Origin of the sequence: Anoxybacteroides voinovskiense, assembly GCF_014196205.1 — a bacterium.
GTDB classification, from domain to species: domain Bacteria; phylum Bacillota; class Bacilli; order Bacillales; family Anoxybacillaceae; genus Anoxybacteroides; species Anoxybacteroides voinovskiense.
This window is the reverse complement of sequence record NZ_JACIDE010000014.1, coordinates 64579-75969: the sequence shown is the minus strand read 5'-3', so window position 1 is coordinate 75969 and position 11391 is coordinate 64579. Positions and strand designations below refer to the sequence as shown.

Genomic DNA, 11391 nt, shown 5'->3' with positions numbered 1-11391 from the left:
TAGAAAACGCTTACAAACACTGGGTTATTTAAACCAAATATATCCAGAGAATCGAAATATCAAAAAAAATCTCCCACAAACTCTTGACTCAATCTATTAATTCACTTTGTTTGAGATATGCGTAGTTCGTTGGTACAATAGGAGTACAAGATTTTTCGGCTAAAGGAGTTATTGAAATGGCAAAACAGTGGAAAACACCTTATGAGTTGGTTGGTGGGGAAGAGATAGTAACAAAGCTGGTCGAAGCTTTTTATGCCCGCGTTGCCAAACATCCTGATTTACAACCAATTTTTCCAGACGATTTAACCGAAACGGCAAGAAAACAAAAGCAATTTTTAACCCAATATTTAGGCGGACCGCCGCTTTATACGGAAGAACATGGTCATCCGATGTTACGGGCGAGACATTTGCCATTTGAAATTACTCCGACGCGTGCGAAAGCTTGGCTTTCCTGTATGCGCGAAGCGATGGATGAAGTCGGTTTGTCTGGACAAGCGCGCGATGAATTGTATCAACGCCTCGTTTTAACCGCCCAACATATGATTAATACTCCAGAACACGACAGAAAGGAGCTTTCGTTTGAATGACAAGATGGCTGGGGGCAAGGTAGAGACGTTTGCCTTCCAGCATTGCCATAATGAAAAAAAGCCGTTGGAAATTTATTTGTTTATCGATCCACTCTGTCCGGAATGTTGGGCGCTTGAACCAGTCATCAAAAAATTGCTTATTGAATATGGGCGGTTTTTTACATTAAAGCATGTATTAAGCGGCAAACTAGCGACATTAAATATTCGAAAGAAGCAAAAATTTGAAGCGCTCGCGCATACGTGGGAGCGCACGGCTAGCCGCTCCGGCATGTCTTGTGATGGAAGTTTATGGCTTGAAAACCCAATCCCAGCACCATACGCAGCCTCGATTGCCATTAAAGCAGCTGAATTGCAAGGAAAGCGCGCGGGCATTCGCTTTTTGCGCAAATTGCAAGAAGTGCTTTTTTTAGAAAAACAAAATATTTCGGATGTGTCAGTGCTCGTTGAATGCGCAAAAAGTGTAGAATTAGATATTGACGAGTTTCTAAAAGACCTTCACTCCAATAGCGCAGCAAAAGCATTCCAATGCGACTTAAAAATTACCGCCGAAATGGACGTCCAAGAAGTACCTACGCTCGTCTTCTTTAATGAAAATATCGAAGAAGAAGGAATTAAAATTTCTGGTTGCTATCCATATAGCATTTACGTTGAACTTATTAACGATATGCTCGGCTTTCGTCCTGAACCAGCGCCACCGCCTCCGCTGGAATTGTTTTTACAATATTTTAAGTTTGTTGCCACGAAAGAAATCGCAGTCGTGTACGATTTAGATATACAAGAAGTTGAAACAGAAATGAAAAAACTGCAGCTAAAGCAAATCGTCGAAAAAGTTCCGGTGAAATATGGAACGTTTTGGCGATACGTGGAATAATCGAACAAAACAGGTTCATCACCGAAAGATGTACTTGACTTTTAAAGTAAATTATGATGCCGATATTATTCAAACAAGAAGAATGGTAAAAAATGAAAAAATGATCGTTTTGATTTTAAGTATCATGAACATTTTTCTTTGTCAAGTACATTTTGTGGTGAAGAGCCACAAAACATCCATGAGCAAGTAGGACAATTACTGCTCGTGGATTCATTGTGTCCACGTAAACGAAAAGATCCGGCCGAAGCCGGATCTTTTCGTTTATTGTCATTAAGACAACAAAGGGGATGGGAGAAATTTTTCACGGTCAAACAAAGGGGTATAAGGTTGTTTGTGATTTCATTCACGTATTTATCATATCAACGATTGCTCGATTTCGCAACCCTTTTGTTCAATTGTTCACGATTTTGTCATAAACTACTTATTCGTGCATGTTTGGACAACTCATGCTCATACGATGGAATAGAACCATTTTGGAGGGATACGATGAAGACACTTCCAATTATTTTTTGGCTGTTGGCTGTAGCGGTTTCCTTTTTTCTCAATTTATTAGGGCTTATGCATTTATTTCCGCTCTTTTTAACGATGCCGCTTTTGTTCGTTACCATTTTATGCACGCTTTGGACATTGAATAATCGCAATCGTTTTAAAGGATTTCAAAAACGAATGTGGTAGCCCACATTCGTTTTTGCGTTACGATAATAATTGTTCCATTTCTTCTAACTTTTGTGCGAATACGTCGCATGCTTCTTGAATCGGCTGCGCCGTTGTCATATCCACGCCTGCTCTTTTCAACACCTCAATCGGATAATCGGAGCTACCAGCTTTTAAAAACTCAATGTAACGGTCCACCGCTGGCTTTCCTTCTTCTAAAATTTGTTTGCTTAACGCTGTCGCTGCGCTGAATCCTGTCGCATATTGATAGACGTAATAGTTATAGTAGAAATGCGGAATACGTGCCCACTCTAACCCGATTTCTTCATCTACAACGATGTCGTTGCCAAAATATTTTTTGTTCAATTCATAATACATCGATGTGAGCGAATCCGCTGTTAACGCTTCCCCAGCTTGTGCCTTTTGATGAATCATATGTTCAAACTCCGCAAACATCGTTTGCCGGAACACCGTGCCACGGAACCCTTCTAAATAATGGTTCAATAAATAAAGCCGCTTTTTCTCATCATCGATCGTTTTTAATAAATAGTCATTTAATAGCGCTTCATTGCACGTCGATGCTACTTCCGCAACGAAAATTGAATAGCTGCCGTACGGATATGGCTGCGTTTTTCGCGTATAGTGGCTATGAACGGAATGACCGAATTCGTGGGCGAGGGTAAATAAATTGTTTACGTTATCTTGCCAGTTCATTAAAATGTATGGGTTCGTTCCGTAAGCCCCTGAAGAATACGCCCCGCTTCGTTTTCCAACATTCTCACGAACATCGACCCATCGGTTTTCTAATCCTTCTTTCACGATGTTTATATACTCATCGCCAAGCGGCGCAAGTCCTTTTACTAAATAATCTTTCGCTTGTTCATAAGTAATTTCCATTTTTACTTCTTTGACAAGCGGGGCGTATAAATCGTACATGTGCAACTCGTCCACGCCAAGCACTTTTTTCCGTAATCGGACGTAGCGATGCAACAAATGCAAGTTTTTATTGATCGTTTCCACGAGATTGTCATAGACGCTTTCTGGGATGTTATTGTTGCTTAACGCTGCGTGGCGCGCCGATTCATAGCGGCGAACGCGGGCAAAAAAGTTATCTTTTTTCACTGCACCGCTTAACGTGCTTGCGAACGTATTTTTATATTTTCCGTACGTTTCATATACCGCCTTAAACGCATCGTGGCGGACGCGGCGGTCTTCGCTTTCAAGGAAACGAAGGTAACGGCCGTGCGTCACTTCCACTTCATCGCCGTTTTCGTCAATAATTGCTGGAAATTTTAAATCAGCGTTATTGAGCATTCCAAACGTGTTGCTCGAAGCAGCCATTATTTCTGCGGCTTGCGCCAATAGCGCTTCTTCCTGTGCTGACAGCACATGTGGACGTTGGCGGTTAATTTCGTCTAACGCATGCTCATAAAGCTTTAATTCTTCTTTTTCCGCAAGGAACGACTGAATTTTTGTTTCGTCCATCGCCAAAATCTCCGGCACGATAAACGCCATTACGCTTGATGCTTCGCTATATAGCCCTGTGATGCGGTCGTTTAAGCCTTGATAGAACGAATTCGTCGTATCTTGGTCATAGCGCATATGCGCATATGTATATAGTTTTTCAATCCGCATCGATAATTCATCTTGGTATTGAAGCGCCTCGTAAAGGACGTCCGCCGACTCCCCAAGCCGCCCTTGATAGTCACATAACTTTGGTATCATGTTTTTTACTTGTTGAAATTCTTGTTCCCACGCTTCGTCTGTTGGGAAAATATCTTCCAATCGCCACGTTTCTTCGACTGGAATTTCACTGCGCTTCGGCAATGTTTTCACCGTTTTCTTTTCCGTCATACATCGTCCTCCTTCAAACATTATACTGTAGTAGTATTCGCTCTTTTTCGTTATTTTCCTCTCTCATTATAACGATTTTCTTTTTATACGCTCAAGCAAGCGGCGATCTTCCACTAGTGCTTCCTCTAGCGTGCGAGGGTACGTCCATTCCTTTACGCGACGAATCGCTTTTTTATGTACCCATTGCACATAGCCGAGCTGCGAAAGCCAATCAATATATTCGTAAACCGCCCTCGTATAAGCATATGCTTGGGCGAGCGGAAGATGACGCAAGACAATTTTTTGTTCCGCTATTTTTTCTTTTAGCGATGCATACAAAGAAGAAAGCGAATAGACGTCATTGCTTTGCAAAAATAATAAGAGATATGTTTGCCAAATAAATGCCGGGGTTTCAAACAAATAGCCGTGTGCAACTGGCCAGCCTGCCTCACAAGGAAAAAGTGCTGGCAAGTGGTGGGGATAAAAATCCGCACAAATCGCTCGATTCGTCGCCGAAGGGTACATCGTAAACGTAAGCCGCCATTTTTTCTTTTGTGCAAGCCACTCTGTCCAAAACAACGTAGGAAGCTGCACAGACGGAAGATGAAGTAACTCGTGAAAACATAGCTTTTCTAACTTTTCGACAACTGGAACGGAAAACGTGTAGTACGAGGAGAACGGAATAAGCTGTATAAGACGAATGAGTCGTTTCGTTTGTGGACAATAGTACAAAATCATCGGTTGGCATGGTGGAGAAACACTTTGTTGGACGAACAACCATTGAAAGCGTGGAAGTTTGTAGCGATACATCGTAAGCTGTTGCAAATGATGCGCTCCTAATATCCAAAGCGGCTGAATCCCTTCTTCTTTGTAGCAAGCATTGCGCTTCAAAAATAACGATTCGTTCAACGTCGAACATTGATATTCCATGGCATACACTCGATCGGCTACGACCGCAAGATCCGGCCGTTGCTGAATGGACGAAAAATATGGCTCTAATCGAACATTTAGCGCTTGCTCTTTAAGCCAATGAAATAAATCCGTTTTTCCTGAAAGATGATACGGCGACTCCGCTTCTTGTTCAAACGGACAAGCGCCTTCTTTTTTATGGGCGAAGTGCGGCATTCGCTTTGTGCCAAGTTTTAAAATCACTTCTTGTTGACATGCGGGGCAAAAAAACGATTCGTTTTTGCGCAATTGCATCAATTGCTCTTTCGTCCACCGATCGATAAGCGAAAACGATTGTCCGTTTTTTAATACTGCGACAAGCAAAAAACCACTTCCTTTCCTAGCGAGCAATGTCACTTATTTATTCGCGTACGCACGCTTAAAATCCTTCTCTATAAAAAGAAAACGCCTAAACTAGGCGTTTATAATAATGGCGATAATAGCCGACAGACAGATTCGACGACGCGAATCGAAAACGGTCGCTTTTTAAACGCATCATAGTCGATTCGCTCGGAATCGAGAAAGTCTTGCAAAAAATCTTCGACAAGTTTTTTTGTGCTTTCTGTGTGATACAAAAAAGCGTTCACTTCAAAATTTAAATGAAAGCTACGCATATCCATATTTGCCGTCCCAATCGACGCAAGTTCCCCATCGACCACAATGATTTTGCTATGTAAAAAGCCTTTGTTGTATTCATAAATGTCAATCCCTGCCTCTAGCAGTTCAGGGAAATAGGAACGGGAAGCATAAAAGACAATTTTTTTATCCGGGCGTTTCGGTGCTAAAATCCGCACATCGATTCCGCTTAATGCCGCTACTTTTAGCGCCGTTAAAATATCTTCGTCCGGAATAAAGTATGGGGAAGCAATCCAAATCGACTGTTTGGCTGATGTAATCATCGCAAAAAATAAATGTTTAATCACTTCCCATTCTTGGTCGGGACCTCCGGCAATTAGCTGCACCCCACCCCGATCGCCGCTAAACGTAAGCGTCGGCGACAAATAATTTAACGTCAATAACGTTTCTCCCGTCATGTAATACCAATCTTGCAAAAAGATGAGCTGCAACGTGCGAACTGCCTCCCCGCGAATCCATAAATGCGTATCGCGCCAAAAGCCAAAGTATTCGTTTTTCCCTAAATATTCATCCCCGATGTTCAACCCGCCAACAAAGCCAACCGTCCCATCAACGACAATGATTTTCCGATGGTTGCGGAAATTGATTTTATTATTTAAAAACGGCAAACGGACAGGGGAAAAAGGAACCATTTCCACTCCCGCCTCGCGCAGCTCTTGCACGTAAGCTTTTGACAGCTTCCAGCTGCCAACCGCATCATATAAAAAACGAACGTGCACCCCTTTTTTCGCTTTCGCAATTAAAATGTCTTTTAAACGTTGTCCGACATCATCATGACGAACGATATAATACTCTAAATGAATGTGATGCGTCGCTTTTTCCAATTCTGCAAAAATAGCGGCAAACGTTTCTTCCCCGTTCGTCAATACTTTCGTTTCTGTCGACAGCGATATTGGGCTTTTCCCAAGGCGATGCGCTAGGCGCAATAGCGGCTGTTGATGCTCTTTTAATTCGTTCGTTTGTCGAATGGAAGCGCGTTGCCCTTCGTATTTTAAAAACATTTGCTCATCAAGCATCGCTTTCTTTTTAAATAGCCGCTGCTTCCGGTAGTTTCGCCCAAACATAATATAAAAGAAAAAGCCAACGAGCGGAAAACTTCCAAGCACCACAAGCCATGTTAACGTCTGAGCAGGCCTTCTATTTTCTAGCGAAATTACAAAAGCAATAAAAATAACGGAGCATGTGATGAGAAGGCTAAGAAACCCAAGTAGCCAACCTTCCCAATAGCTTTTCGTAAAAAACAAAAAAACGCTTAATAGCAGTAAAAAAATAAGCACTTGTAACGTATTTCGCAATGATATTCACCCTATCCTATCTACTGCCCACGATGCGTGAAAAAACCGATTTCAACAGCGGAAATCGGTTTTTACTTTAATGGAAAATGTTTTGCTAGCGTCGCTAACGCATTTTCATGAATAATTTCTTTTCCGTACTCTTCTAATCGGTGAACGGTAACTGGCGAATCGTTCCCGAATTCTAACAACAAGCAAAGCCAGTTGTCCACTTCGGCCTCCGTGTACTCTTCGGAAAATTCGACGTATAAGTAATAGCGACCTTCAAATAAAAACAATCGGTTTCGGATGTGCGAAAAATCCGCACGATGCGCCAAAGCAATAACGTCTTCAATATCTTTAAAAGAAATCGTAAAATGTAAAACACTTTCGTCGTCTTCTTGTATCAACTCTTGGTCGCGTTCAATGTGGAAATGTTGGTCAAGAAGTTCTTCGATTCGTTCATCGACCGGAAATTCGCGTAACCGCTCTTCTGGAAGCGGAAGTTCCAACTTGCTTCCATCTTTAGAAATTTGCGCCTTTGTCACCAACACTTCTAGTCCTTTGTCGAGCGCTTGCACTTGAATCCAAAGCGGTCCATCTAGCGAAAAGTCCCCTTCGTTATGGACTTCATCCATCATTTCCCAAAACAACTCTTCACTTCGTTCGCGGTTATACCAAATTTCTTCACGGTCAAATCCGCGTTCCTCTATATCAACGTACGAAATATAAAACTTCACCGTATGCTCATTAATACGCTCCATTTCCATTGCCATCTCTCCCTTCTGAAAAAAATAAGATTGAAGGGACTTTTTTACCCCCGCCAAGGATATACCTTGTACCTCTATTTTATGATAAAACACGCAAGAAGGGAAATAAAAAAACCCCATTTTTAAAAAAATAGTCTGAAAGAAAACATGTCCTACTATACATAGTGATGAAAGAAAAAAGAAATGAGGGACATATATGATAAGCGAGTATGTGACATCTATCCTTCTCATCATCGGCATTGATCTCGTTCTTGGTGGAGATAACGCAGTCGTCATCGCCATGGCAAGCCGCAATTTGCCGGAGCATAAGCGCAATACTGCCATCGTCCTCGGCACGACGCTTGCCATTATCGTGCGAATTTTGTTGACCGCCACCGTCGTCGTTTTGTTGAAAGTCCCGTTTTTACAGTTTGCCGGCGGCTGTTTACTGCTTTGGATTTCATTTAAATTATTAGTCCAAAAAGAAAATGCCCCTGCGCACATTAAGTCGGAAACATCGCTTTGGAAAGCGGTACAAACGATTGTCGTCGCAGATGTTGTCATGGGATTAGATAACGTCGTCGCCATTGCTGGTGCTGCCAACGGCCATCCGTCGCTTGTCGTATTTGGCTTTCTTGTTTCAGTTCCGATTATCATTTTAGGCAGTAAATTCATTCTTTATTCCATGGAACGGTATCCTTTTCTTCTTTATATCGGAGCGGCGCTGTTAGCCTACACAGCTGGGAAAATGTTAACGGCAGAAGAACGGATGCAATTTTTGTACGATAATATCCCTCTTGTCCGTTCTTTCCTCCCGTTTCTTACAGCTTTACTCATTGTCTTGTTCGGGGGAGTCGCAAAAAAACGGCACCGTTTTACGTGAGTAGAGAAAAAACTTCTACATGGAATCCCATGTAGAAGTTTTTTACTGGTTGACAAGGCGCTGCGCTTCCCGAAGTTGATAAGCGCGCACTTTCCGCGGCAAAAAGCGGCGAATCTCGTCTTCGTTATAGCCGACTTGCAGACGTTTTTCGTCAATAATAATCGGTCTCCGCAAAATGCCTGGATGTTTTTGAATGATCTCATATAAATCTTGAAGTGGCAACGTTTCGAGATTTATATTAAGTTTTTGAAAAATTTTTGAACGCGTCGAAATAATTTCGTCTGTCCCCGTTTCGGTCATACGAAGAATTTCTTTAATTTCTTCAATCGTTAACGGCTCCGCAAAAATATTTCGCTCGACATACGGTATATCGTGCTCTTCTAGCCAGATTTTCGCTTTCCGACACGATGTGCAGCTAGGGGATGTATACAATTTGACCATCGCTTTCACTCCTTTTAGCAGGATGGCTTCTATATTATAATGTACATGTTTACTTTAAAATGACTTTCATGTTGTATATTATACAATAAATCCAAGCAAAAAGGTAGATTTTTTCAAAATCTTTTCCGGTAACCGCTTCCCTCCTGCTAAAAAATCATCTACAATAAAAAAGGAAAGGTACAGGCAAGATGGGAGGATGCGATATGGGACAATATTTCCTTGATTTAGCGATTGTCGGTGGGCTTGTCATCGGCATTACTGCATTGATGGGGGTTATTACAAACGGCATTGGCGAAAGCGTATTCGGCGGAACAAAACGGACCGAACATGTAGACGAGTCAATGAAAACACAAACTGGCTGGCGGCTTGTCGGCGGCAAAAAAAGCTAAACAAACGAAAGACGACGTAAAAATCTCGAGCACTCACCTCGAGATTTTTTTAAAATCAAAATAGTAAAATTAATAAAAATATTTTATAATAACAAAAAAGAGATCTCTCGAAACGAGAGATCAGCTGTATATCGCTTTATATTTTTTGTATTCTTCTTCCGAACATAATACAAAATGCCCTGGCGTAATTTCGCGGAATTCCAGCGGTTCGCCTTCTTTGTAGTTGTGCTGCGATGGGTCGTAAACCGTGCGTCTGCGCACCCGTTCTGTTTCTGGGTCTGGAAGCGGGATCGCCGACAACAATGCTTTTGTATATGGGTGGATTGGGTTACGGTACAATTCTTCCGCTTCCGCCAATTCAACCATTTTTCCGAAATACATGACGCCGATGCGGTCGCTAATGTATTTAACCATGGAAAGGTCGTGGGCAATAAATAAGTAGGTTAACCCTTTTTCGCGTTGCAACTTTTTCATTAAGTTAACGACTTGCGCTTGAATCGATACGTCAAGTGCCGAAATCGGCTCATCGGCAATAATAAACTCTGGCTCTACGGCTAATGCGCGCGCAATCCCAATCCGTTGGCGCTGACCGCCGGAAAATTCGTGCGGATAGCGGTTTGCATGTTCGCGATTTAATCCGACTGTCTCCAGCAGTTCATAGACGCGCTTCATGCGTTCTTCTTGCGTTTTCGCTAGCCCATGAATGTCAATGCCTTCTGCGATAATATCGGCAACCGTCATCCGCGGGTTAAGCGACGCGTATGGGTCTTGGAAAATCATTTGCATTTTCCGCTTCAGTTGTTTTAATTCTTGCGACGTCTTTTTCGCATGAACGCTTACGCCGTTAAACAACACTTCCCCGCTCGTCGCTTGATATAATCCGATAATCGTCCGCCCTGTCGTCGATTTTCCGCAACCGGACTCCCCTACAAGCCCAAGCGTTTCGCCTTTGTAAATGTCGAACGTTACGCCGTCGACGGCTTTAATCACTTGCCCGTGCCCAACCGGGAAATATTGTTTTAAATTTTTAATTTCAATTAATTTTTGTTTTTCAGCCATGTTATTCACTCTCCTTTACAATAACTGGTTGTGGATAGTTAGAGGAGAGCTGGCGCAACCGCTTCTTTACTGCTTCAGGTGGCTCGACTTTCGGTGCATCCGGATGAAGCAACCACGTTGCGGCATAATGTGTATCAGAAATTTTGAACATCGGTGGTTCTAGTTCAAAATCAATTTTCATCGCATATGGATTACGTGGAGCAAACGCATCTCCTTTTGGCGGATTCGTTAAATCCGGCGGTGTGCCAGGGATGGCTGCGAGCTCCGATTTATCATCGCTATCGAGGCTTGGCATCGAAGCGAGTAGTCCCCACGTATACGGGTGTCTTGGGTCATAAAAAATTTCATCGACCGTTCCCATTTCGACAATTTTCCCTGCGTACATGACTGCCACACGGTCAGCAACGTTGGCAACGACCCCTAAATCGTGCGTAATAAAAATGATGGACGTTCCCATTTTTTTCTGTAAATCTTTCATTAATTCTAAAATTTGTGCTTGAATCGTTACGTCCAATGCCGTCGTCGGCTCGTCCGCAATGAGCAGTTTCGGATTGGATGCTAACGCAACGGCAATCATCGCCCGCTGCCGCATTCCACCGGAAAATTCGTGCGGATATTGATTTACCCGCTTTTCAGGCATTGGGATACCAACAAGACGAAGCAACTCAATCGCCCGTTCTTTCGCAGCTGCCTTGTCCATTTTTAAATGTTTCACTAACACTTCCATAATCTGATGTCCGACTTTCATCGTCGGGTTGAGCGACGTCATCGGATCTTGGAAAATCATCCCGATATCTTTTCCACGAATCGCTTCCATTTCTTTATCTGTTTTTTTCGCTAAATCTTCGCCATTAAAAATGATTTGTCCGCTCTTAATTTTTCCTGGTGGTGTTGGAATTAAGCGCATAATCGTTTGCGACGTGACGCTTTTTCCCGAACCAGACTCACCAACGATCGCCAGTGTTTCGCCCTTATTCAAATGAAAGCTGACGCCGCGGACTGCTTGTACTTCTCCCCCGTACGTTTGGAAGGATACTTGTAAGTCTTTTACCTCCAATAACTTTTCCATG

The 11391-nt window shown here is 42.6% G+C and carries 12 protein-coding genes; 5 read left to right on the top strand and 7 right to left on the bottom strand.

The annotated features are described in order from the left end of the window. Positions 1-176 precede the first annotated feature (176 nt). The 3 genes from GGR02_RS10660 to GGR02_RS10650 all read left to right on the top strand — a co-directional run bounded on the left by GGR02_RS10660 (position 177) and on the right by GGR02_RS10650 (position 2133). Complete coding sequence (locus GGR02_RS10660; RefSeq protein WP_183184727.1) at positions 177-587, top strand: globin domain-containing protein; 411 nt, start codon at positions 177-179, stop codon at positions 585-587. Then, positions 580-1458 carry a ClpXP adapter SpxH family protein gene (locus GGR02_RS10655; protein WP_373286628.1) on the top strand — a complete coding sequence of 293 codons (879 nt, stop codon included), beginning with the start codon at positions 580-582 and terminating at the stop codon, positions 1456-1458. The genes GGR02_RS10660 and GGR02_RS10655 overlap by 8 nt, the downstream gene beginning before the upstream one ends. 486 nt (positions 1459-1944) lie before the next feature. Beyond that, a complete protein-coding gene (locus tag GGR02_RS10650) occupies positions 1945-2133 on the top strand; it encodes a hypothetical protein (RefSeq protein ID WP_183184726.1) in 189 nt (62 codons plus the stop codon). A gap of 18 nt (positions 2134-2151) precedes the next feature. On the opposite strand, the gene pepF is transcribed toward GGR02_RS10650, so the two are convergent. From pepF to mecA, 4 genes are all read right to left on the bottom strand, one after another. Further along, entirely contained in the window at positions 2152-3966 is a 1815-nt protein-coding gene (pepF, locus tag GGR02_RS10645; RefSeq protein WP_183184725.1) for an oligoendopeptidase F, read from the bottom strand. 66 nt (positions 3967-4032) lie between these two features. After that, positions 4033-5217, bottom strand: a complete 1185-nt coding sequence (locus GGR02_RS10640) for a competence protein CoiA (protein WP_183184724.1) — start codon at positions 5215-5217, stop codon at positions 4033-4035. Between the two features lie 98 nt (positions 5218-5315). Continuing rightward, positions 5316-6824: a cardiolipin synthase gene (gene cls / locus GGR02_RS10635; protein ID WP_183184723.1), complete on the bottom strand. Its 1509-nt coding sequence runs from the start codon at positions 6822-6824 to the stop codon at positions 5316-5318. A 71-nt stretch (positions 6825-6895) separates the two neighbouring features. Next, positions 6896-7570 carry an adaptor protein MecA gene (gene mecA / locus GGR02_RS10630; protein WP_183184722.1) on the bottom strand — a complete coding sequence of 225 codons (675 nt, stop codon included), beginning with the start codon at positions 7568-7570 and terminating at the stop codon, positions 6896-6898. 196 nt (positions 7571-7766) lie between these two features. Between mecA and GGR02_RS10625 the strand changes: the two genes are divergently transcribed. Then, complete coding sequence (locus tag GGR02_RS10625; protein ID WP_183184720.1) at positions 7767-8432, top strand: TerC family protein; 666 nt, start codon at positions 7767-7769, stop codon at positions 8430-8432. A gap of 42 nt (positions 8433-8474) precedes the next feature. On the opposite strand, the gene spxA is transcribed toward GGR02_RS10625, so the two are convergent. Beyond that, complete coding sequence (gene spxA, locus GGR02_RS10620) at positions 8475-8873, bottom strand: transcriptional regulator SpxA (RefSeq protein WP_066323285.1); 399 nt, start codon at positions 8871-8873, stop codon at positions 8475-8477. A gap of 203 nt (positions 8874-9076) precedes the next feature. On the opposite strand from spxA, the gene GGR02_RS10615 reads away from it, so the two are divergent. Beyond that, positions 9077-9262: a hypothetical protein gene (locus GGR02_RS10615; protein WP_183184719.1), complete on the top strand. Its 186-nt coding sequence runs from the start codon at positions 9077-9079 to the stop codon at positions 9260-9262. A gap of 120 nt (positions 9263-9382) precedes the next feature. On the opposite strand, the gene GGR02_RS10610 is transcribed toward GGR02_RS10615, so the two are convergent. Beyond that, complete coding sequence (locus GGR02_RS10610) at positions 9383-10321, bottom strand: ABC transporter ATP-binding protein (RefSeq protein WP_183184718.1); 939 nt, start codon at positions 10319-10321, stop codon at positions 9383-9385. Position 10322: 1 nt separating this feature from the next. Continuing rightward, positions 10323-11390: an ABC transporter ATP-binding protein gene (locus GGR02_RS10605; RefSeq protein ID WP_183184716.1), complete on the bottom strand. Its 1068-nt coding sequence runs from the start codon at positions 11388-11390 to the stop codon at positions 10323-10325. Position 11391: the final 1 nt, after the last annotated feature.